This window comes from Ruegeria conchae (genome assembly GCF_000192475.1).
GTDB classification, from domain to species: domain Bacteria; phylum Pseudomonadota; class Alphaproteobacteria; order Rhodobacterales; family Rhodobacteraceae; genus Ruegeria; species Ruegeria conchae.
In genome coordinates this window covers 285,931-308,146 of record NZ_AEYW01000001.1, presented here as the reverse complement: position 1 = coordinate 308,146, position 22,216 = coordinate 285,931, and the positions used below count along the sequence as shown (strand labels likewise).

General features: G+C 59.8%; 26 protein-coding genes. 10 read left to right on the top strand and 16 right to left on the bottom strand.

The features are described from left to right. The first annotated feature begins 35 nt into the window (after positions 1-35). From G7G_RS0101650 to G7G_RS0101640, 3 genes are read left to right on the top strand one after another with little or no spacing between them, the layout of a single operon-like run. Positions 36-1,001, top strand: a complete 966-nt coding sequence (locus G7G_RS0101650; protein WP_010437647.1) for a threonine-phosphate decarboxylase — start codon at positions 36-38, stop codon at positions 999-1,001. Next, on the top strand, positions 998-1,918 hold the full coding sequence (gene cbiB, locus G7G_RS0101645; protein WP_010437646.1) for an adenosylcobinamide-phosphate synthase CbiB: 921 nt from the start codon (positions 998-1,000) through the stop codon (positions 1,916-1,918). Before G7G_RS0101650 ends, cbiB begins: the two co-directional genes overlap by 4 nt. 12 nt (positions 1,919-1,930) lie before the next feature. Then, complete coding sequence (locus tag G7G_RS0101640) at positions 1,931-3,094, top strand: lytic murein transglycosylase (protein WP_010437643.1); 1,164 nt, start codon at positions 1,931-1,933, stop codon at positions 3,092-3,094. Between the two features lie 10 nt (positions 3,095-3,104). Here the strand turns inward: G7G_RS0101640 and G7G_RS0101635 are convergent, their stop codons facing one another. The 5 genes from G7G_RS0101635 to G7G_RS0101615 all read right to left on the bottom strand — a co-directional run bounded on the left by G7G_RS0101635 (position 3,105) and on the right by G7G_RS0101615 (position 9,669). Further along, a complete protein-coding gene (locus tag G7G_RS0101635) occupies positions 3,105-3,902 on the bottom strand; it encodes a class II glutamine amidotransferase (protein ID WP_029621607.1) in 798 nt (265 codons plus the stop codon). A gap of 131 nt (positions 3,903-4,033) precedes the next feature. Next, on the bottom strand, positions 4,034-4,384 hold the full coding sequence (locus tag G7G_RS0101630; protein ID WP_010437640.1) for a hypothetical protein: 351 nt from the start codon (positions 4,382-4,384) through the stop codon (positions 4,034-4,036). Between the two features lie 54 nt (positions 4,385-4,438). Next, the gene (locus tag G7G_RS0101625; RefSeq protein WP_010437638.1) at positions 4,439-7,894 is read right to left on the bottom strand and encodes a chromosome segregation SMC family protein; all 3,456 of its coding nucleotides are present in this window, start codon (positions 7,892-7,894) and stop codon (positions 4,439-4,441) included. Positions 7,895-8,035: 141 nt separating this feature from the next. Next, a complete protein-coding gene (locus tag G7G_RS0101620; protein ID WP_010437637.1) occupies positions 8,036-8,431 on the bottom strand; it encodes a hypothetical protein in 396 nt (131 codons plus the stop codon). 44 nt (positions 8,432-8,475) lie between these two features. Further along, positions 8,476-9,669, bottom strand: a complete 1,194-nt coding sequence (locus tag G7G_RS0101615) for an aminotransferase-like domain-containing protein (RefSeq protein WP_010437635.1) — start codon at positions 9,667-9,669, stop codon at positions 8,476-8,478. A 151-nt stretch (positions 9,670-9,820) separates the two neighbouring features. Between G7G_RS0101615 and G7G_RS0101610 the strand changes: the two genes are divergently transcribed. Both G7G_RS0101610 and G7G_RS0101605 read left to right on the top strand, forming a co-directional pair. After that, positions 9,821-10,591 carry a FadR/GntR family transcriptional regulator gene (locus tag G7G_RS0101610; RefSeq protein WP_010437633.1) on the top strand — a complete coding sequence of 257 codons (771 nt, stop codon included), beginning with the start codon at positions 9,821-9,823 and terminating at the stop codon, positions 10,589-10,591. Then, positions 10,591-11,079: a metal-dependent hydrolase gene (locus tag G7G_RS0101605; protein ID WP_010437631.1), complete on the top strand. Its 489-nt coding sequence runs from the start codon at positions 10,591-10,593 to the stop codon at positions 11,077-11,079. The genes G7G_RS0101610 and G7G_RS0101605 overlap by 1 nt, the downstream gene beginning before the upstream one ends. A 67-nt stretch (positions 11,080-11,146) precedes the next feature. On the opposite strand, the gene G7G_RS0101600 is transcribed toward G7G_RS0101605, so the two are convergent. From G7G_RS0101600 to G7G_RS0101575, 6 genes are all read right to left on the bottom strand, one after another. Further along, positions 11,147-11,707, bottom strand: coding sequence for a F0F1 ATP synthase subunit B (locus G7G_RS0101600; RefSeq protein ID WP_010437629.1), 561 nt, complete (start codon positions 11,705-11,707; stop codon positions 11,147-11,149). 5 nt (positions 11,708-11,712) lie between these two features. Beyond that, the gene (locus G7G_RS0101595) at positions 11,713-12,264 is read right to left on the bottom strand and encodes a F0F1 ATP synthase subunit B' (protein WP_010437627.1); all 552 of its coding nucleotides are present in this window, start codon (positions 12,262-12,264) and stop codon (positions 11,713-11,715) included. Between the two features lie 86 nt (positions 12,265-12,350). Beyond that, on the bottom strand, positions 12,351-12,575 hold the full coding sequence (locus tag G7G_RS0101590) for a F0F1 ATP synthase subunit C (protein ID WP_005981269.1): 225 nt from the start codon (positions 12,573-12,575) through the stop codon (positions 12,351-12,353). Between the two features lie 48 nt (positions 12,576-12,623). Beyond that, positions 12,624-13,382, bottom strand: a complete 759-nt coding sequence (locus G7G_RS0101585) for a F0F1 ATP synthase subunit A (protein ID WP_010437618.1) — start codon at positions 13,380-13,382, stop codon at positions 12,624-12,626. A 2-nt stretch (positions 13,383-13,384) separates the two neighbouring features. Continuing rightward, positions 13,385-13,717, bottom strand: coding sequence for an AtpZ/AtpI family protein (locus G7G_RS0101580; protein ID WP_010437616.1), 333 nt, complete (start codon positions 13,715-13,717; stop codon positions 13,385-13,387). Positions 13,718-13,901: 184 nt separating this feature from the next. Continuing rightward, positions 13,902-14,813 (bottom strand): DMT family transporter, encoded by a 912-nt coding sequence (locus G7G_RS0101575; RefSeq protein WP_029621605.1) that lies wholly within the window; start codon positions 14,811-14,813, stop codon positions 13,902-13,904. An 81-nt stretch (positions 14,814-14,894) separates the two neighbouring features. Between G7G_RS0101575 and G7G_RS0101570 the strand changes: the two genes are divergently transcribed. Beyond that, positions 14,895-15,227, top strand: coding sequence for an ArsR/SmtB family transcription factor (locus G7G_RS0101570; protein ID WP_010437612.1), 333 nt, complete (start codon positions 14,895-14,897; stop codon positions 15,225-15,227). Positions 15,228-15,230: 3 nt separating this feature from the next. Here the strand turns inward: G7G_RS0101570 and G7G_RS0101565 are convergent, their stop codons facing one another. From G7G_RS0101565 to G7G_RS0101550, 4 genes are all read right to left on the bottom strand, one after another. After that, entirely contained in the window at positions 15,231-15,644 is a 414-nt protein-coding gene (locus tag G7G_RS0101565; protein ID WP_029621604.1) for a universal stress protein, read from the bottom strand. An 84-nt stretch (positions 15,645-15,728) separates the two neighbouring features. After that, a complete protein-coding gene (locus tag G7G_RS0101560) occupies positions 15,729-16,007 on the bottom strand; it encodes a hypothetical protein (protein ID WP_010437608.1) in 279 nt (92 codons plus the stop codon). Positions 16,008-16,076: 69 nt separating this feature from the next. Continuing rightward, positions 16,077-16,988, bottom strand: a complete 912-nt coding sequence (locus G7G_RS0101555) for a DMT family transporter (RefSeq protein WP_010437606.1) — start codon at positions 16,986-16,988, stop codon at positions 16,077-16,079. Continuing rightward, positions 16,985-17,863, bottom strand: coding sequence for a LysR family transcriptional regulator (locus tag G7G_RS0101550; RefSeq protein WP_010437605.1), 879 nt, complete (start codon positions 17,861-17,863; stop codon positions 16,985-16,987). The genes G7G_RS0101555 and G7G_RS0101550 overlap by 4 nt, the downstream gene beginning before the upstream one ends. A gap of 119 nt (positions 17,864-17,982) precedes the next feature. Here G7G_RS0101550 and G7G_RS0101545 point away from each other — a divergent pair, with 119 nt between their 5' ends. Continuing rightward, on the top strand, positions 17,983-18,564 hold the full coding sequence (locus G7G_RS0101545; RefSeq protein WP_010437604.1) for an FMN-dependent NADH-azoreductase: 582 nt from the start codon (positions 17,983-17,985) through the stop codon (positions 18,562-18,564). Between the two features lie 64 nt (positions 18,565-18,628). Further along, entirely contained in the window at positions 18,629-19,369 is a 741-nt protein-coding gene (locus G7G_RS0101540; protein ID WP_010437602.1) for an aspartate/glutamate racemase family protein, read from the top strand. Here G7G_RS0101540 and G7G_RS0101535 read toward each other — a convergent pair whose 3' ends face one another. Continuing rightward, positions 19,370-19,900, bottom strand: coding sequence for a prolyl-tRNA synthetase associated domain-containing protein (locus tag G7G_RS0101535; RefSeq protein ID WP_010437600.1), 531 nt, complete (start codon positions 19,898-19,900; stop codon positions 19,370-19,372). Positions 19,901-19,989: 89 nt separating this feature from the next. Here G7G_RS0101535 and G7G_RS0101530 point away from each other — a divergent pair, with 89 nt between their 5' ends. Then, positions 19,990-20,508, top strand: a complete 519-nt coding sequence (locus G7G_RS0101530; protein ID WP_010437597.1) for a hypothetical protein — start codon at positions 19,990-19,992, stop codon at positions 20,506-20,508. Between the two features lie 160 nt (positions 20,509-20,668). Continuing rightward, complete coding sequence (gene ffh, locus G7G_RS0101525; RefSeq protein WP_010437596.1) at positions 20,669-22,177, top strand: signal recognition particle protein; 1,509 nt, start codon at positions 20,669-20,671, stop codon at positions 22,175-22,177. The last annotated feature ends 39 nt before the right edge of the window (positions 22,178-22,216 follow it).

Below are 22,216 nucleotides of genomic sequence, written 5' to 3'. Positions count from 1 at the left end.
GAAGCATGAGAAATAGGCGATTCCGGCTGGGGCTGATGGTTGGACAGGATGACAGATTGAACCCTCGGGCCGCGCGCGATCATGGCGGTGGTCTGGATGGCGCGATGGCACGGTCCGGAGGCCTTCGCACAGACTGGATCGATCTGTCCACCGGGATCAATCCGCACGCGTATCAGGTCTCGGGCCTGCAGCCGTCGGACTGGATGGAACTGCCCGATCATGGCGCGTTCGAACGCCTGTCGGACGCGGCGCGGGTGTTTTGGAATGTGCCGGGCGGGGCCGAGATTCTGCCCTCGCCCGGCGCTTCAGCAGTGATTGCCCGCTTGCCCGCGCTGGCCAAAGCGGGCCGCGTGCAGATCACAATGCCCACCTATAACGAACATGCCGCCGCGTTCACCGCGCAGGGCTGGACGGTGCACGAGACTGGCCCCGCTCAGGCGCGGGTCATCGTGCACCCCAACAATCCCGACGGGCGCATCTGGCAGGACGCGGATGCCAATGCACCGCTGACGGTGATCGATGAAAGCTTTTGCGACGTCACCCCCTGCGCCTCGCTGATCCATCTGGCGGGGCGGCCCGGCGTCGTGGTGTTGAAGAGTTTTGGCAAGTTTTGGGGGCTGGCCGGGTTGCGGCTGGGTTTTGCGATCGGCCATCCCGATCTGATCGCGCGGTTGAACGACCTGACCGGACCCTGGGCGGTTTCCGGCCCGGCGCTGCGGATCGGTACGCAAGCGCTGCACGATACGGATTGGGCGGAAGATACCCGCATGCGTCTGGCAAATGACGCAACCCGGCTGGATCAGCTTGTAACGGCCCAAGGTGCGCGGTTGATCGGTGGGACCAGCCTGTTCCGCCTCTATGACGTAGACGATGCCACCGCATGGCAGAACCGGCTGGCACGGGCGCATATCTGGAGCCGTATATTCCCCTATTCCAGAACCTACCTGCGCCTTGGATTACCGCCAGCAGACGGCTGGGCCCGTTTGGAAGCAGCGCTGTGAGCACCGCGTTTCTATTGGTCTGCGCCATGTGTCTGGACGCAGCACTGGGTGAGCCGGATTGGCTGTGGTCGCGGATTCGCCACCCTGCCGTATTGATGGGCAACGCGATTGGCTGGCTAGACAACCGGCTGAACCATGAGGCGTATCGCCGCCTCAAAGGGGTTGCGACGGTACTCATCCTGGTTGTGGCGGCACTCATCCTTGGCCGGTTGCTGGCACTGCTTGGTCCGATCGTCGAGATCGTGGTCTGCGCCATCCTTCTGGCACAGAAATCCCTGATCACCCATGTTCGCGCAGTTGGCGAAGGCCTGTTGACCTCGCTTGCCGAAGGGCGCGCTCAGGTCGCCATGATCGTCTCGCGCGATACGCGGGACATGACCGAGGCGCAGGTGGCGCGCTCGGCCATCGAAAGCGCAGCCGAAAACCTGAGCGACGGGGTGATTGCCCCAGCCTTCTGGTTTCTAGTCGGGGGTCTGCCGGGGCTGCTGGTCTACAAGGTCGTCAACACCGCCGACAGTATGATCGGCTATCGCAACGACAAGTACCGCGCCTTCGGTTGGGCAGCGGCGCGGCTGGACGATCTGCTGAACCTTGTCCCGGCACGCCTGACGTTTGTATTGATCGTGGCGCTGTCCGGCCAATGGTCGCGCTGGGGAGAAATGGTAGAGGATGCAAGCCGCCATATCTCACCCAACGCAGGCTGGCCCGAGGCCGCGATGGCGCGCGCGCTGGATATCGCGCTGGCCGGGCCGCGCAGCTATGACGGGCAGATGCGGGGTCTCGCCTGGGTGAACGGGAATGCCCGGCAAGATATCGACGCGGCAGAGGTTTTTCGCGCATCCAACATGCTCTGGCAGGTTTGGGGGCTTGCGCTTGGGCTCGTGTCGGTGTGGGTTGGGTTCAACTTCATATTCTGACGGATCAGACCCATGCGTTTCCTTTCCGGCCTTATTGCCGCCGCCTTCTTCGCCTCACCCGCCCTTGCCCAGTGCGGCGGTGGGTTCAATACCTTCGTCAAAGGGCTGAAAGCCGAAGCCATTCAGCAGGGTTTCGACAAGTCCACCGTTGACAGCTTCTTCAACGGCGCGCAGCAGGACGGAGCCGTTCTGAAAGCTGACCGCGCGCAGGGCGTATTCCAAAAACCCTTCATCGACTTTTCGCGCCGACTGATCTCGCAAAACCGGATCGACCGGGGTAAGGCCATGTCAGGGAAGTACGATGCCGTATTTGACCGGATTGAGCGTGAATACGGCATTTCGCGAGGTGTGTTGCTGGCGTTCTGGGCTTTCGAGACCGACTACGGCGCGTTTCAGGGTGATTTCAACACCCGAAACGCGCTGGTGACGCTTGCCCATGATTGCCGCCGCCCCGAGCTGTTCCGGCCGCAAATCTTCGCTGCCATCGAGCTGTATCAACAAGGCAATTTCGACCCGACCCGCACCACCGGCGCATGGGCGGGCGAGATTGGCATGGTGCAGATGCTGCCGCGCGACATTTTGGAAAACGGCGTGGATGGGGACGGAGACGGCAAGGTTTCGCTAAAAACCTCGGTGCCGGATGCACTGATGTCCGGGGCCAAAATGCTGTCGCATCTGGGTTGGCAACCGGGTCAGCCATGGCTGCAGGAGGTCACAGTGCCCGCGCAGATGGACTGGTCACTATCAGGCCCCGGCAAGCCCCGCCCGGTGTCCGAGTGGCAGGCGATGGGCGTACAGGCGCGCAGTGGGTCTTTGAGCGACCTGCCCGCCTCGCTTATCCTGCCACAAGGGCACAAGGGCCCCGCCTTTCTGGCTTACCCGAATTTCGATGTTTATTTCGAATGGAACCAGAGCTTCGTTTACGTCCTGACGGCCGCCTATTTCGGCACACGGCTGGAAGGCGCGCAGATCTACGACGCAGGCAACCCAACGCCGGGGCTGACCGGCGCTCAGATGAAGCAGTTGCAGACAAAATTGCAGGCGCGGGGGCACGACGTGGGCAAGATCGACGGCATACTTGGGGCCGGAACACGCGCAGCGGTGCAGGCCGAACAGGTACAACTAGGTCTACCGGCCGATGCCTGGCCAACGACACAGCTGTTGAACCAGCTATAAGGATCAGCGCCTAGGCGACCTTTGCCGGTTCACGTTTCACTGACGGATCAAACGCATGGATCGATACCACCGAGCCTTCTGTAACGATGGCGGTATTGGGTTGTACTTCAACCCAGCCGTCACTGTCTGCATCAAGCGGTTCGGACGATATCACTATACCGTCGTCGGAGGTCCGGTAATGCAGACTGGGTGCATAACGATCAGACGCATAGCGCGCCGCAAATACACGCTTGCCATCTGACCAGCACGCCGCAAACCGCATATAGGGTAACGACCCGCATTGTCGGGACAGCGCTTCCACCCGCCCCACGGCCCGTGCCATTGAGCCGATCGGGTTTGAATCCAGACCTTCACCATGAGCAATCAGAAAGATCGCCTCGCTTTCCGTGGCACCCATTCGGTGCCCGTACAAATGTGCCGGGATCATTGAGTCGAGCTCTTGCCGGATTTGGTCATGCCCACCAGCCTGGCCATTATGCATGAAGCTCCATTTTCCAACACCGAACGGGTGGCAATTGTTACGCGAAGTCGCAGTGCCAGTCGACGCTCGCACATGGGCCAGAAACAGTCGTGATCGTGTGTGATGTGCCAGTTGCTTGAGATTTGCATCGGACCACGCGGGATGAGTGTCCTTGTAGAAACAAGGCGTTTCGCGGTCAGAATACCAAGCCAGTCCAAACCCATCGGCATTGATCGGTGTCTTCCCTATCAATGCGTTGCGGCTTTGAATGACCAGCGATTGCTCCTGCTCTTGAACCAACTCATCCAGATATCGCTGTTCCCCAACCCAAGCTAAAAAACGGCACATATTGTGAACCCCATAAAATCTATTGATCTGGAGCATTCTACAACTTCAACAGCTAAAAATTATCCCGTTCTTCACCCTATGCGATCATAATTTCTATCGATATGTCGCTTTGGCTGGAAAAAATAGATCATTTACTCGCTCTTGATCGGATAGCGGTCACCTTTCTCGTCGATCAGGATCAACCGTTCCCCACTGCGAACATACAGATCGCAACGGCTGAATCCGTTGCGATAGGCGATGCAGACGCTGCCATCCTGGGCGATGGAATACGTGCCAAAGGCGGAATCTCCGCTGGCGTAGGTGTAGGAATAGGCCCCTCCGGCCGAAAATTTGGATTGGCCGTCGTCGTAGAAGGTTAATGTGCGACCTGCCAGCGCCTCAAGTTCCTGAGGCGACAATGGGATGTCGCCGGGCTTGGTGGGCCAGTCGGCAGCCCAGAGGGGATTGGCCGCCAGCAGTGCGAGAATGAAGTATCGGATCATGATGCCAGCCTAACTTGATATGCGGGCCATGGCTCATAACGTTGCAGTGATCGTTCAGGCGACCATCTGCTCGGCCTTCTTGAGGTCGACCGAGACCAGTTGGCTAACGCCCTGTTCCTGCATCGTCACACCAAACAGACGATCCATCCGCGCCATAGTCACCGCGTGGTGGGTGATGATCAGGAAGCGGGTGTCGGTCTGGCGGCACATCTCGTCCAGCAGGTCGCAAAAGCGGGTGACGTTGGCGTCATCGAGCGGCGCGTCGACCTCGTCGAGCACACAGATCGGGGCCGGGTTAGCGAGGAAGACGCCAAAAATCAGCGCAGTCGCCGTCAGGGTCTGCTCCCCACCTGACAGCAGGCTGAGGGTCGACAGCTTCTTGCCCGGCGGTTGGCACATGATCTCAAGGCCCGCATCCAGCGGGTCGTCGCTTTCAACCATGACCAGATTTGCCTCACCGCCGCCGAAAAGGTGCTTGAACAGCATCGCGAAGTTCGAGTTCACCTGTTCAAATGCGGTCAACAGACGTTCGCGCCCTTCGCGGTTGAGGCTGGCGATACCGCTGCGCAAGGCCTTGATCGCCTCTTCCAGATCACCCTTTTCCCCATTCAGCGTGTCGAATTCTTCCTGAACTTCCTTGCTGTCCTCTTCGGCACGCAGATTCACCGCCCCCATCGCGTCGCGCTGGCGCTTGTGGCGGTTCACTTCGGCCTCCAGCGCGTCGGCGGCGGGCATCTGATCGGGGTTGGTGTCGAGCTGGTTCAGCAACTGGTTTGGCGTCAGTTGCTGGTCCTCGGCAATCCGTTCCGCCGCCGCGACCACGCTTTCCCTGGCCGCGTCACAACGCGCCTCAGCCGCCGCGCGGCTTTCGCGCGCTTCCGAGGCCAGACGTTCGGCTTCGCGTTCGGCCAGCACGATCTCGCGCTGCTGGGTCTCGGCTTCGGCCAGCTTGTCGGCGGCTTCGGCGCGGCGGGCCTCGGCGGTTTCGATCAGCTCGTTCAGCTCTTCCCGCGCCTCGGCGATTTCGCTGGGGGCGGCCATGGCCTCGGTCAGTTCCTCTTCCGAACTTTCCTTGCGTTCGGCCAGTTCCGATATCCGCTTTTCCGCCGTTTCCAGACGGTGCCGCCAACCGCTAAGGTCCTTGGTCACCTCCTGCGTGCGTCGGGTGCGGGCCTCGCCCTCGCGGCGCAGTTCGTCATGGGTCGAGCGGTGGGTCAGCATGGTGATCCGCGCCGCCTCGACCGTCTGTTTGATGTCCTCGACCTGCGCGCGGGCGCTGTCGAGGTCGCCCAGTCCGGTCAGCGCGCCCTCAGCCTCGCGCAGTTGCGCGCGGGCAGACATTGCATCTTCCTTATGGCGGTCAACAGCCAGTGTTAGTGTTTCCAGCTTGCCCTGTGCCAGATTGCGATCGGCCTCGGCCCGGCTGAGCATCCGCGCCGTTTCCGCCATGCGCTGGTCGGCAGCGCGACGAGCCTCGCGGGCGCGACGGTCGGCTTCGGTGACGTCGGCCAGTTGCTGGGACAGCGCCTCATGCGCGGCGCGTGCACCGTCGGCTTGTGCCTCGGTGCGGGTCAGTTCCTGTTTCAGCGCTTCCAGCTTGTTCAGCTGTTCCAGCCGCAGAGCGGCGGCGCTTGGCGCGTCTTCGGCCCAAGCGCGGAACCCGTCCCAGCGCCACAGGTCGCCCGAGCGCGAGACCAGCCGTTGCCCAGGTTTCAGCGACGCCTGCAACCGTGCCCCCTGATCCGCATCGACCAGACCAATTTGCGCGATCCGGCGGCTGAGCCGGTCGGGACCGGACACATGCAAGGCCAGAGGCTCGGCCCCATCTGGCAAGGGTTGATCGCTGTCATAGCCCACGACCTGCACCCAGCCCGAAGGACCGTCGCCCTCGACCAGCGGCGCGCGTAGGTCATCGGCCAGCGCGGCGCCCAGTGCCTTTTCATGGCCCGACGCCACGCGCAACAGGTCGAGCACCTGCCCACCCTCAGCCGTATCGCGTTCGACCAGTTTCGCTAGTGCGGAGGTTTCGGCCCGGATCGCACCCAACTCGCCTTCCGCCTCGGAGCGCTTGGCGCGGGCCTCTGCCTCACGCGCCTGCGTGTCGTTGCGCAGCTCATCGGCAGCGGCGAGCGCTTCTTCGGCGGACTCAGCAGCTTCACGGGCCTCTTCTTCGCCCTCCTGCGCGGTCTCGAACGCCTCGCTGGCGCGGGACAGAGCATTGCGCGCCTCGTCCACGGCGGCCCGGGCCTTTTCCTCTTCGCCTTCGGAGCGGGTCAGTGTCTTGCGGCTGTCTTCAACCAATCGCTGCGCCGATTGGTGTCGCGCCACCAGGCGCGCCATGTCTTCGGTTTCCTGCGACAGGTGATCTTCGCGATCTTGCAAAACCGAAGCGGCTTCGCGGGCAACTTCCGCAGCTTCGGCGACCTTTTCGTCATAGCCCTCGGCGGCTTTGGCCAGCTCGCGCGCCTCCCATTCCAGCCGTTCGATCATCTCACCCGCATCGCGGTTCAGGCCGGATTCGCGTTCGATGTCGTTGCCCAGTTGCTGGATCCGGTTGGTCAGCGTCTCGATCGTCTGGCGCGCACGGGTTTCCTGATCCGAGAGTTGATCGCGTTGCACCTGCTGTCGCTGCAGGACGGCGGCAGCAATAGCCTCTTCCTCGCGCAGGGGTGGCAGGGTTTCCTCGATCTCGGCGCGTTTGGCTGCGGATTCGCGGGCGGATGCCTCGGCGCGGGAGGCTTCGGTGATCCGGTCTCGCAGCTTTTCTTCTGCCGCTTGGCGAGCCATGTCAGCCTCTTTCCAGCGACGATAGAGCAGCATGCCCTCGGCTTGACGCAGCTGTTCACCAATCTCGCGGTAACGCGCGGCCTGACGGGCCTGACGGGCGAGTTGCGCCAACTGGCCGCCCAACTGTTCCAGCACGTCATCGACGCGGGTCAGGTTGGCCTCGGTGCCCTTCAGCTTCAGCTCGGCCTCGTGGCGGCGTTGATAGAGGCCCGAAATACCCGCAGCCTCTTCCAGAATGCGTCGGCGCGCGCGGGGCTTGGCGTTGATCAATTCGGCAATGCGGTTTTGCCCCACCAGCGCAGGTGAGTGCGCCCCGGTCGAGGCATCGGCAAACAGCATCTGCACGTCGCGGGCGCGGACATCCTTGCCGTTGGTCTTATAGGCGCTGCCCACGTCGCGGGTGATGCGGCGGACAATCTCCAACTGGTCACTGTCATTGAAGCCGGATGGCGCCAGACGTTCCGAGTTATCCATGGTCAGGACCACCTCGGCAAAGTTCCTTGCGGGCCGGGTCGCCGCGCCCGCAAAGATCACATCCTCCATCGCCCCGCCGCGCATGGATTTGGGGCGGTTTTCGCCCATCACCCAGCGCAGAGCTTCCAGAAGGTTGGATTTGCCACAGCCATTGGGACCGACGACTCCGGTCAACCCGTCCGCGATGATCAGATCGGTCGGGTCAACAAAGCTTTTGAAGCCGGTCAGTTTGAGTTTGCTAAAGCGCAATGGCTGCTCTTGGTGTGATTCCTATGGTTAGGAAGTCTGCGCAACGGATGGGGGAGGTGTCAACGTGATTGCGCAGGATATGGGATGATTGGCCGAGTTATCCACAATATCTTGGCAAAACTACGCAGGGTTTCGCGTATCTTAATACGGCGAACATTCGAAGGCCTGATATCCATAGTCTTCGTAATAGCCATAATCGACGCATTCATAAGGGCGGCGTAGGAGCGCTCCGAAAATCAGCTTTTCCCCCAGTTCCTTGTCGCAGCCCAGCACGCCTACAGTTACGGCCGCGTCGCCCAGAACGTCCAGAAGCGGACAGCCCGAGACCTGTGCCATCGCCAGCGCGGCGCGGTCGCGGATCGGACCAAGGCGCGGCGCGTATTGCGGGTTTATGCGGACGGCTTCGGCCAGTTCGTTGCGGACGCGGACGTCAAACACGCTGCCATTTACCGCAACACGTGTTGCGGGCTGGTCGCGGAAATAGGGCATGCCACCAGAGCAGGCGGTGAGTAACAGGAAGGCAAGCAGACGGATCATACCGCCGTTCTTGCGGCAATATGGTTAATGAATCCTTTCTCAGATCAGGCGCGCAGCACCTCTCCCAATCGGCGAATACCTTCGCGGATCGTATCCTCATCGGAATTGGAAAAGCTCAGCCGGATCGTGTTGGCCCCGGTGTCATCAGGGAAGAACGCCTGACCCGGGACAAAGGCCAACTTGACGGTTTCAAGCGCCCGGGCCAGCAGATCGGCCCCGTTCACCCCTTTGGGCAACGTGACCCAAATGAACATACCGCCTTCGGGTCGGGTCCATTCCACACCATCGGGCATATGCTGGGCCAACGCCTCCAACATCGCATCGCGGCGGGCGGCATAGGTGCGGCGCAACATCGGAACGTGGTTTTCGAAACAATCCCGCGCCACCTGATACACAGCCATCTGGTTGATAGTCGAGGAATGCAGGTCTGCGGCCTGCTTGAGCAGCACCATTTGCGAGATTACAGGTTTCGCACCTACCACCCAGCCAACACGCAGACCGGGTGACAGGGTTTTCGAGAAACTACCACAATAGATCGTGCGGCAGTTTTCGATTGATCCCTTGCGGGCCTGTTCCAGCGCCATGATTGGGGGGATCGGGTCGCCATCATAGCGCAGCGCCTGATAGGCCCCATCCTCGATCACAGCACAGTCCAATTCCTCGGCCAGATCCAACAGCGCTTCCCTGCCCCGCAGGTCGACGGTCTCACCCGTCGGGTTGGCGAAATCAGCGGAGAGATAAGCGAACTTGATCGGACTGCCATCCGCCGCTTCTCGGTACTCAGCCGCGCCACGATTGCCGTTGACACTGAGCTGATCGAAGCGCGGCTCATAAGCGTCAAAGGCATTCAGCGCGCCCAGATAGGTGGGCCAGCCGACCAGCGCGGTATCGCCCGGCGATAGAAACAGCTTACCCAGATAATCCAGCGCCTGCTGAGAACCGGAGGTGATCAGGATGTTGTCGATGTCGCACTCCACACCTATCCCGCGCATGTAGCCAACCAGCCAATGGCGCAAGGGCGCATAGCCCTCGCTGACAGAGTATTGCAAGGCCTGAGCCTGTTGATCCGGGCCTAGCGCGTTCTGGAACGCCTCGGCAAAGGCCTCAGCCGGGAACAGGTTCGGGTCAGGGATACCACCTGCGAACGAAATGATACCGGGCTCGCCCAGAAGCTTCAGCAATTCGCGGATTTCGGATGCTTTCATTCGGGATGCGCGGGTGGCGTATAGCTGATCCATCGTTGCGGGCCTCCTCCGCCCTTAGGTCGCAGACTAGGCAATGCACCTCTTATGTCAATAATACTGACCTAATGTTTCAACCTCTGTGAGCGGCTTGAACGCGCCTCGCAATCGTGGTCAAGTGAGTTGACCAATTTCAGATGTTAGCCGGATGCCTTTTCAAAAAGTTCAGACCGAAAAACTATCTCTGGCCGTGGTGCGCCAGATTGAGTTGTTGATCTTGCGCGGCATCCTGCGCCCCGGCGAACGCCTACCCTCGGAAAGGGAACTGGCCGAGCGGATGGGCGTGTCGCGCCCCTCGCTGCGCGAGGCGATCGCTGATCTGCAGGATCAGGGATTGCTGACCGCCAAGGCCGGGTCAGGCATCTATGTGGCCGAGGTTCTGGGCTCGGCCTTCTCGCCCGCTTTGATCCGGTTGTTCGGCAATCACGACGAGGCGGTGTTCGACTATATCTCGTTCCGGCGCGATATGGAGGGGCTGGCCGCCGAGCGCGCCGCGCGGATGGGATCGGACAGCGATCTGAAAGTGGTGCAGACCATACTGGACAAGATGGAAACCGCCCACGCGCGTAACGCTGCCGAGGAAGAGGCACATCTGGACGCCCAATTCCACATGGCCATCATCGAGGCCAGCCACAATGTTGTGATGCTGCATATGATGCGGTCGATGTTCGATCTGCTGCGGCAGGGCGTGTTCTACAACCGCCGGATCATGTTTCAGCAGCGCACCACCCGTGACGCTATTCTGGACCAGCACCGTGCCATCAACGCGGCCCTGCAGGACCGCGACCCAAAAGGCGCGCGGCGGGCGGTCGAAGATCACCTGAACTTTGTCAAAAGCTGCATGGCCGATCAGCAGAAGGCCCTGCGCAACGAAGAGATCGCGCAGCAGCGGTTGAAGCACGAAACCGGCGAGAACTGATGTTCATAGGACACCTGCCGGGCGCCTATCTGGTCTTTCGAACCGCCGCACCGAATCTCGGGAAACTTGCCTTTACGGCGGCGATGTTGGGAGCCGTTGCCCCCGATATCGATATGCTCTGGTTCTATCTTGTCGATGACCGGGGGCATCATCACCACTCTTACCTGACCCACCGCCCGGTCATCTGGGCAGGGATTCTACTTGCCGGGATTATGATACGTATCTGGGCCTCAAGAACCGGCACCATCCTGACCTTCTTTGGCGCCGGTGGGTTGGTTCATATGCTGCTGGATTCAATCACCGGGGAGGTTGCGTGGTTCTGGCCGTTCTCCGACGCAACGCATCCGTTGGTCATTGTGCTAGCGACGCACCTTCATTGGATATTGTCTTTTCTCAACCATTGGACTTTCAAGGTTGAGATCCTGATTACCGTGATCGCTCTAATTGTTTTTGTCGTGACCTGGCGCAGATCAAAGCGCAGTCCCTAGCAACAAAACAAAAAAAACCCGAGCGCTACGCGGCCCTCGGGTTTTTCAATTCATATGATCCGGGCGATCAGTGGAGCTTTTCAGCGACATCCGCGATGGATGCGTCGATCAGCTTGTTCGCCTGCGTGGCGGTCATTTGCTTGGCTAGAACGGCTTTCGCTGCGGAAACCGCAACGGTGACGGCCTGATCGCGAACTTCCTTGACTGCTGAGGCCTCAGCCGATGCGATCTGATCCTGTGCAGCCGCTAGACGGCGTGCAATGGATTTCTCCAAATCGACCTTGGCTTGCTCAGCGGCCAATGCCGCGTCCTGCTTCGCCGCTTCGACGATGGCGTCGGCCTGTGTCTGCACCTCGCGTTGCTTGCGCTCATACGAGGCTAGCAGGCTACGCGCTTCTTCATGCAGGGCACGTGCTTCGTCCAGTTCGGACTGGATGCCTTCGGCACGTTTGTCCAATGCACCACCGATCATGCCGGGGACCTTGAAGTAGAACAGGACCGCGATGAAAACGATGAAGCCCAGCAGGACCACAAAGTCGGTGTTACCAAGCGAAAAGAACGGTCCGCTTGCGGCCAGCGCGGGGCTGGCGGCACCGACGGTCAGGATAAGGGCAAGAGTGTTCCGCATGTCACTTATCCTTTCGTCTGTGCGTCTACTGCACCGTTGATGGCTTTGGCATCCGCCTCGCCGCCCAGTGCGGTGACCAGTTCAGCCGCTGTATCCTTGGCAACCACTTGAATGCTTTCCAGCGCACCGGCACGGATTTCGGCAATCGCCTTTTCCGATTCAGCCGCCTTTGCAGCGATTTCCGCGTCTGCCTTGGCAATCGCATCATCCAGACCAGACTGGATTTCCGCGCGCGCTTCCGCTGCGATACGCTGTGCCTCAGAACGGGCATCGGCCAGCGCCTTGTTATAGGCCTCTTCGGCCTCGACCGCCTTGGCCTTCAGATCTTCGGCCGCAGCCAGGTCATTTGTAATGGTCCCCTGACGTTCCGCCAGGATTGCCGCGATGCGCGGCAGCGCCACGCGGGACAGGACCAGAAAGATGACGACCAGCGTAATGACCAGCCAGAAAATCTGGTTGGGGAACCAATCGAAGCAGAGCTGCGGCATCCCGATGGCAGAGCCATAGGAGTCGACGCACGAGCCGGCTACTTCTTCAGCAATAGGTTCTGTCGCCATGATATCCTCCGTCGGAACGTAGTCTTTACAACAGATGGGCCGCTATGGCTTGGGCCCATCTGCGCGTAAGGATCAGGTTCCGCAGATTATACGGCGAACATCAGCAGCAGCGAGACCAGGAATGCGAAGATCCCCAGGGCTTCTGCGAACGCGATACCGATGAACAGGGTTGCGGTCTGCGATGCAGCCGCCGAAGGGTTGCGCAGGGCGCCGGCCAGGAAGTTGCCTGCAACGTTGCCCACCCCGATTGCGGCTGCGCCGGAACCGATTGCTGCCAGGCCTGCGCCGATGTGTGCGAGATCGCCTTCCATGATGTGTCTCCTTACGAATTGGAAGTTTCGATGTTGGGTGTTCGGACCTTAGTGCGACGGATGCAGTGCATCTTTCAGATAAACACAGGTCAGAATGGTGAATACGTAGGCCTGAATGAAGGCCACCAGGACCTCAAGACCATACATTGCGGTGATCGCCAGCACCGACACGGGCGAGATCACGGCAATCGCAGCGAAGCCCGCGAAAACCTTGATAACCGCGTGGCCAGCCATGACGTTACCAGCAAGACGAATAGAGTGGCTGACAGGGCGTACAAAGTACGAAATCAGCTCGATGATCGCCAGGATCGGGCGCAGCGCCAAAGGCGCGCTGGAGACCCAGAACAGACCCAGGAAGCCTGCACCGTTCTTGACGAAACCCAGAATGGTCACGGTCAGGAACACGGCCAAAGCCAGCGGGATGGTGACTGCAAAATGCGATGTGGTGGTGAACGAGGTCGGGATCAGGCCCAAGAAGTTCGCGGTTACGATGAACATGAACAAGGTCATGACATAGGGGAAGAACTTGACGCCTTCCTTGCCGCAAATGTCTTCAAGCATCTTGTAGATGAAGCCATAGGCCAGTTCTGCAATCGACTGCATGCGGCTTGGGACGATCGCGCGCTTGGACGTTGGCAGAACCAACAGAGCCACCACGGCCAATACGGCAAAGAACAGCCACAGAGTCACATTGGTGACCGTGAACATGCCAACCGCACCGTCGCCGAACAACGGCTTGACGATGAACTGGTCCATCGGGTGGAATACCAGGCTGCTGCCTTCTGCTGCGGTGGTCTCGGTCGCCACGTTCAGTCCCTCTCGTCCTTCTCGGCCGCATTTGCAGCCGTTTGTTTCTCTTGAACCTCTTTCGCGCTTCGGAGCATAACCTTCACGCCCGCGACAAGGCCCAGCAATGTAAATAGCACCAGAAAGATCGGGATCGTCCCGAGCAGGCTATCCAGCCCGTATCCGATGCCAAATCCGATCCCCAGACCGGATACCATTTCGATGACCATCCTCCAGGCAAGCTCACCCCCGGACACGTCAGCATCTGCGCGAGGCCTAGGCGCTTTGGCCTTTTTTGCCGCGTCGATCTTGGCCTCCAGCTGCGCCATACGCTGCTTTTGGTCATCATCGGTCACGGGCGTTTCCCTCGCACAGTCTTGGGTAGGGTGCTAAGGGTCTGAGGGCGCAGAGTCAACGCTGTTAACCGCCCGCCCAGAACATCGGTAACCAATTGATTTATATAATATTAATCTAACTTCACCCAAATCATCCCATTCGTTAGAATAGGCCAAACGGGCGAATTGGGCGAATTCTGCATATTCAACCTTTCGGTTGATCTTTTCCAACTGCATCCCGCTGCCTGCGCCTGACGATCCGCCCGTCGATAAGCAAAAGCCCGACAAGAATTGCCCCCATGCCCAACAGGTGCTCGGGCCGAAGCGTCTCATTCAGCACCCATGTTCCCAGCACCAGCGCAGAGACCGGAGCGATCAGGGTGACCGTCGATATATTCGTTGGTCCCACTTTGGGAAGAAGCCAGTAGAATGCGATAAAGGCTGCGGAGGTTAGTACAAAGCCGATCATGGCCAGCGAAGCCCAGGTTTCGATCCGGGTGATATGGGGCACGCCTTCGCGCCACAAGGCTAGCGGAGCTATTGCCAGTGTCGCGCCCGTCAGGGCCAGCGCGACCAGAACAACCGGCGGCATTTCCCGGAAGGCGCGCGCGATGTTGACCGAAAAGGCATAGCAGACAGGGGCGCACAAGGTGAGAAGAATTGCCCAGAACTCGGATTTTGCGCCTGAGTTTAGCACCGGCAACGACAATACTACGATACCCGCAAAACCACAGACCACGCCCAGGGATTTCAATAGCGTCGCCCGCTCTCCTCTGGGCCAGAAATGTGATACAACAACCGCAAAGGCGGGCGTCGTGGCATTCACGATCCCTGCGACGCCAGCACCTATATGCTGCTGACCCAAGGCATAAAAGGCAAACGGAGCAGCATAGCTGAGCACGCCAAATCCCAGCAACCCGGCTGCGCGACCGAAGGTCAGATTGACTTGCAAACGGGCGCCCAACACATAGACCCAGCACCCCAACGCACCAAAACCCACACGCCCCATCGATACCGACAGTGGCCCAAGCTCGCGCAGCAGAATGGCATTGAACATGAATGACATGCCCCAGCCGATGCCAAGTATGCAAATCACCAACCAGTATTTCAGTGCCATACCCAAACCTTTTTTGTTTGCTGGCACCTTGTCGTTGCAGCGAAAATTGTCAAACCGGTTCTTGCGCTTTAGGAATGAGCCATGTCCAATGACCTCGACACTGTTTTTGCGGCCCTCGGCGACCCCACCCGCCGCACCATCCTTGCGATGTTGCTGGAGGACGATATGGCCGTGACCGACGTGGCTGAGCCGTTCGACATGTCATTGGCTGCGATCTCGAAACACTTGGTGATCCTGACCAAGGCCGGGCTGATTTCTCAGGAAAAACGAGGGCGGGTTAAGTGGTGCAAGCTAGAGCCTGACGCCCTGCGTGCGGCGTCGGTCTGGATGCAGGGTTTCGGACAGTTCGAACCGGTCAATCTGGATGCGTTCGAGCGGTTCCTCGAGGTCGAACTGCCCTCGGACGAGGCCTGAGTTTCAACGCACCACAAAAACTGACATGCTGGCGTGTTTGGCCAGATAACCGGCATGACTGGAAAAGATATAGTCTGTGATCCTTGGGGCGTGAGTCCCGACCACAATCAGATCAGCACCAATATCTTCTGCCGCGCGGGTCAGATCGCCATCGACTTCGGCAGCGACATCGACCGAGTGTATGTTGCGTGTGGCAACCGGAGCGCCGCTTTGTTCTGCAATCTCGCCAGCGCAGTCCTTCAGCTTTTGCTCAATTGCGTCTTTCGACAGATTAACATCCCCGAGCTGGGTGCCCGTGACACTTACGACGGTCACTTTGGCACCTTGCCAATTGGCCAATTGTGCAGCAACTTCAGTCGCCTTCTTGACCTCGGGTGGCAGGTGCAGGTCGACTGGGACCATAATATGTTTGAACATTGCATTTTCCTCCTCGCCAAAAAGCATAGAGAAATTCGCATATAACCACTTTGACCTACCTCAAAGGCGCTGGGAGCTGTTAGCCTAACCTTCTCGGCTGTATTCGACCCCGGTCACGACGCCGGTCGCATCGGCCCGGCAAAGCCATGGCGCCTCTGCCCCTGCCACGAAAACACTGGTGACCGAGCCAGTCGGTCCGGATTGCGTCGAGATTGCTTTGACACCACTTGGCCCGGTCCCGGTTTCAGCACCTACCAGAGCCTCGCAGCTTGCCTGCAGGTCAGCCTGCGCGGCGTCGTTCACTCCTCCGGTTGCACAAGCGGACAAGGCAAACAGCACAGGAACAAGGAGGGTTGATTTCATAGCGAAACTCCGCACTCAAATAGCTCTTAGTACCGGCCAACTTGCCAGACCCGATTCAGAAGGCAAGATTCAATCCAGTGTCAGAACAGGTTTGGAAGAAGTGTCTTCTCCTTTCAGCAGCATCAGCAACGCAATGGCTGTCAAAGCCGCCCCAACCAATACCAAGGCCGTTGGTGCAGGACGCCCGAGCCCGATCTCCCACAAGATGACCCAGCTGGGAATCAGATACGTATAAGCCATGACCTTGGCTGCAGGCAGACACAGCGCCGCAAACTGAACAAGTACAAAGCTGGCCGCCGTCGCGAATAGCGAAATGTAGAGCAGCGTTACCCAGACAATCCTGGGTAGGTTCGCCCAATCGGTCGCGCGGATATCGGACCAGCCCCACAGCGTCAGGATAAGGCACCCGGCCACCAGTGTTCCGAAGGTAAACACTACCGCAGGCTCTCCCCGGTTCAGGCGACGCACCATCGGGGTATAGACGGCGTGGGCAGCGCATCCCCAGAAATAGATGATCTCTCCGCCTCCGATTTCGAAGGTTTGAAAGGCCTGCCAATCAGCCCGGAAGATTACCCAAAGCGCGCCGACCGCGCCAACGGTCAGGGCCAGCGCCATGCGCGCGGTAGTGATCTGACGCAGCAGCACCCAGCCAGCCAGAGCCGAAATGACCGGCGTCAAGGTAAATACCGCAGCCGCACTGACGGGTGGCGCGGTTTTGAGGCCGTAGAACATCAAGACGAAATACGACCCAAACAACCCGCCCAGTACCAGATAGCGCCAGGGCGCTTGGGCAGCGCTGCGCGATATGCCTGTTGTGGCAAGGGCGGCGATGCCGATCACCACTGCCGCAATGGCAAAGCGCGCTGCAGTGATCGCCGACGGTGCGATCTCGTTTGCCACCATTGAGCCAAGCGAGAAGCTGCCCGCCACTAAGGCCGAGAATGTCAGCATGGCCAGATGGCCGTGTGCTTGTGGTGTCACGGCAGCCAGCCTTTGGATTGATCTTTCAGGAATGACAGAAACGCCTGCACCTTGGTCGTCCGGTGCAGATCCACATGGGTCACCAGCCACAGCTTGCCGGACCACTCGGGTAGAGGCTCCATAACCTCAACCAGATCGGGATCGCGCGCGGCCTCCCAACGGGCCATAAAGCCGATGCCAGCCCCGGCCAGAACCGCCTCGCGCATGCAGAAATTGTTGGTGCAGCGGAAGGTGATTGCCGGTTCCGGTGCATTGGCACGCAGCCAGCGGGAAAACGGCGCGCGGCTGTTTTCGTCATCATTGCCGACGAAGTGGTGATTGGCGAAATCCTCGACGCTCGAAGGTTTACCGTGGCGTGCGATATAGCCTTTGCTCGCGAACAGCCCGACTTCTTGCGCAATGAAAGGCTGCACCACATTGTCCGGCTGATCCGGCGCGGCCCCTGCGCGAATAGCCACATGCGCTTCGCCATATTCCAGTCGAAACAGGCGGTCGCCGGTCAGATAGCGCACAATCAGACCCGGATGGGTTTGCTGAAATTCGCTCAAGGTCGGCACGATCAAAGGCGCAAGCGAGGCCAGCGAGGTCACCACCAGTTCGCCCGCGACATCATCTCCGCGCCCCTTCATGCGGCCAACCAACTGGTTGAACTGATCTTCGGTCGCCTGCGCTACACGCAACAGATCCTTACCTGCTTCGGTCGGGGTATAGCCGCGCGCATGACGCTGAAACAATTTGACGCCCAGCCGTGCCTCGATCGCGTCGATATGGCGGATCACGGTGGCGTGGTGTACGCCCAATACATCCGCCGCGCCGCTGACCGTTCCCATGCGCGCCACCTGATAGGCGGTTCTTACTTCATCCCAATTGTCCATTGCATCTGTTCCACTGTGCAAATTCTAACAATGCTTGTTGATATATCCGAGTTTTGTTCACATTCGCAACAGCCATATTGGGGCGGCAAAAGCTAATTCCACAGTTTAGGACCTCCGAAATGACCCAAACCATCCTGCACATCGACGCCTCAGCCCGCCGCACCGGTTCAGCCACCCGCGATCTGTCCGAACGCGTGGTTCGCCACCTGAACGCCGGGCGTATTATCCGCCGCGATCTCGCCTCTCCCCTGCCCCTTATCACCGAAGACTGGATCGCTGCCAATTTCACCCCCGCCGATCAGCGCGACGTTGTCCAGCAGGACGTTCTGTCCTTGTCGGACGAGCTGGTGTCGGAACTGCAAAAGGCGGATACCATCGTCATCGGCCTGCCGATCTACAACTTCTCGGTCCCGGCAGCCTTCAAAGCCTGGATTGATCTGGTCGCCCGCGCGGGTCTGACATTCGCCTATTCCGAGGAAGGTCCGAAAGGCCTGCTGGATGGCAAACGCGCCATCCTCGCCGTAGCCTCGGGTGGTACCGCTGTCGGGTCCGAGATTGACTTTGCCACCACCTATGCGCGCCATGTTCTGGGCTTCATCGGCATCCATGATGTGGAGGTCATCGCCGCTGATCGCATGGCACTGGACCCCGAAACAACCCTGTCCAATGCGCAGAAAGCTGTCACTGAACTGGCGGCCTGATTGACCTGACCCCCTTGAACCGTCCAGTCTGCGCCAAGGCAAATCGGCAGACTGGGCGTTTCACATGAAGAAGATTGGAATATTGGGCGGTGTTGGCTGGGCCTCAACTGTCGACTACTACCGGGCGATCGCTGAAGGCGCGGGTCGGTATTTTGCTGAACGCGGCCACGGATCGCCGCTGCCCATCCCACCCATGACCATCGAATCCGTCACCCAAGCCAAAACCCGCGCCTTGCGCGGCGTGGCCGGTGACGAAGACAGCTGGGCCGCTTTCGACGCAGTGTTCCGCGAAGCGCTGCTGACTTTGGAACACGCAGGCTGCGATTTCGGCATCATCGCCTCCAATACGCCACACGCGCGGCTTCACGCGATCCGCGAAGGCGTCTCCATGCCTATTCTCAGCATTTTTGACGCAACCGCCGACGCGACCACCTCGACCGGCGCCACCAATGCTTTGGTCCTTGGAACCGCAGTCACCATGCAGGCCACAAACTATGCCGACCGGTTGGCCGCCGAGGGTATCACGGCAAACACACGCCTGCCCGAGCCCGAGATCGCCGAGATGCAGGCGATGATCGACAGTGATTTCTACGGCGGCGCATCCGACACCGCACATGCGCGCCTGCTGGCCTTCTGCAACAAACACGCCGCACCCGGAACGGCGATCTTGCTGGCCTGTACCGAGTTGCCCCTGGCCTTCCCCGATCATCTGGACGATCCGGTGTTCGAGGCGGATGGTCACCTGTTCATCAACCCCTCTGCCGCCCATGTCGCTGCCGCATTGAACGAAGCGCTTGAAGGGTGATCACGGCAGCCAGGTCACCTCGCACCCGATCTTATCAAAGAACGCCATCAGGTCTTCACGCACCAAAACAACGGTTCGGTCGTTGACCAAAGGATGCATGTTGATGACATCGGCCTGTTGTGCGGCTTCGTCCATGAAGAATTTAACGTTGTTCTCAACCCCGTTTATCATCGCCAGCGGGCTGACCGCGCCGGGGCGAATGCCCAGATTCTGAAACAACCGATCCGCCGAGCCGAAGGACAGGTTACCAATCCCCAACTCCGCGCCCAGCGCCTTAAGGTCGATCTCGCGGCTTTGTTCCAGCGTCACCAGATAGTTCCGCTTTTTCTTGTCGCGCAGATACAGGTTCTTAAGCCGCAGCGTGTTTTCGCCCGGCACCATGAACTGGCCTTCGACCCCTTTGGCATCTTCAACAGTGCGCAGCGGGATATGAGTGTGCAACCGATAGGACAGCCCCCATTCATCCAGCTGCGCCAAAAGCGCATCCGAGCTGAGCGGTAATGTATCCTGAAATGCGGATGATGCGTCCATGGAAACCTCCTCGTATGACGCGCTCATCGCTCAACCGACAGGTAAATTCAAGCCACGACAGGCACGGTATTCGGTGCTAGCGTGCCGCCATGAAAGTCACTCGCAACACTCCGAACCAGTTGATCCTGTCCAATACCCCATGGTTCATCGGCATCACGCTGGTTCTCTTCATTCTGGCCTTTGTCGGCGCGGGCGTCTTCATGGCCAGTGAAGGCGGCGAGGGTATCTTCTTCGGCATTTTCTTCGCACTATTCGGTGGAGGCATGGGCTTTGGTGCATTTTGCGCCTTTGTCCGGCGCGTGCAGGTCATTCTGGACCGCGATAAGAACAGCATCACTATTCGCAGGCAGTCGGTCTTTGGGTACGAACAAGTGGAACACGTTCTTTCAAACCTTTCGCACGCGGAAACCGAAAGCACGACCTCACGTAGCGACAATGGCACATCGACCCTTTATCGCCCTGTCCTGATACTGGATGAAGGCATGAGCGCCGGACGCCATCCCATTGTTGAGGCCTATTCCAGCGGGCGCGGTGCGCATCGGTTGGTGGATGCGGTCAATGACTGGCTTCCGGCACACAAGGTTGACTCTGCCAGCCAATCGGCCTAAATCGCCGCCAACATCCGGAAGCGTTTGATCTTCCGGTCCCTTGAGTCGTTCAGGGATCGCCCCCCACCAGCGAGTTTCGCCCGTGGGGGCGTTTGTGCATTTAACCGACGCGTCCTATCTAGGGCACGCCACCAGATAACCGGCTAAGGAGGCCGAAGGCATGTTTGAAAATCTATCCGAACGCCTCTCTGGCGTCTTTGACCGGCTGACCAAACAGGGTGCCCTGTCTGAAGAAGACGTGAAAACCGCCCTGCGCGAAGTCCGCGTTGCCCTGCTTGAGGCCGACGTCTCGCTGCCGGTGGCGCGCGAGTTCGTCAAGAAAGTGCAGGAACAGGCGACCGGTCAAGCTGTCACTAAATCGATCACGCCCGGCCAGCAGGTCGTCAAGATCGTGCACGACGCGTTGGTAGATACACTGCGTGGCGAAGAAGACCCCGGCGCGCTGAAGATCGACAACCCGCCTGCCCCGATCCTGATGGTCGGCCTGCAGGGTTCCGGTAAGACAACCACCACCGGTAAGCTGGCGAAACGCCTGAAAGAGAAAGAGGGCAAGAAGGTCCTGATGGCCTCGCTCGACGTCTATCGCCCAGCGGCGATGGATCAGCTTGCGGTTCTGGGCACGCAGGTTGGTGTAGATACGCTGCCGATCGTACCCGGTCAGACGCCGGTTGATATCGCCAAGCGCGCCAAGCAACAGGCGACGCTGGGCGGCTACGACGTCTATATGCTCGACACCGCGGGCCGTCTGCATATCGACGAAGTCCTGATGGACGAGGTCGAGCAGGTCCGCAACGCGGTTGACCCGCGCGAGACCCTGCTGGTGGTTGACGGCCTGACCGGTCAGGTCGCCGTCGAGGTAGCCGAGGAATTCGACGCTAAGGTCGGCATCTCAGGCGTGGTCTTGACCCGGATGGACGGCGACGGGCGCGGCGGTGCGGCGCTGTCTATGCGCGCGGTCACCGGCAAGCCCATTCGCTTTGTCGGTCTGGGCGAGAAGATGGACGCGCTCGAAACCTTCGAGCCGGACCGGATCGCCGGTCGTATTCTGGGCATGGGCGACATCGTTGCTCTGGTCGAAAAAGCCCAGGAAACGATGGAGATGGAACAGACCGAGCGCATGATGAAGCGCATGGTCAAAGGTCAGTTCAACATGAACGACCTGAAAATGCAGCTTGAACAGATGATCCAGATGGGCGGCATGCAAGGCATGATGGGCATGATGCCGGGCATGAACAAGATGGCCAAGCAGATGGATCAGGCGGGTCTGGACGACAAGATCCTGCGCCAGCAGATCGCCATGATCCAATCCATGACCAAACGCGAACGCGCCAACCCGCAGCTGTTGCAGGCGAGCCGCAAGAAACGCATCGCCGCCGGTTCGGGGATGGAGGTCAGCGACCTCAACAAACTGCTCAAGATGCACCGGCAGATGTCGGACATGATGAAGAAGATGGGCAAAATGGGCAAAGGCAAGATGCTGAAACAAGCCATGAAAGGCATGTTCGGCAAAGGCGGCCCCAGCCCCGAGGAAATGGCCGCCGGCATGGACCCCAAGGCTCTGGAGCAAGCCGCCAAAGCGATGGGCGGCAAGATGCCCGGCGGTCTGCCCGGACTGGGCGGCGGCATGGGCCTGCCCCCGGGTCTGAGCGGGTTCGGAAAGAAAAAGTGACGTCAGCACGCTGCACCCAGCCCCCGTCCGGAAAGGCGG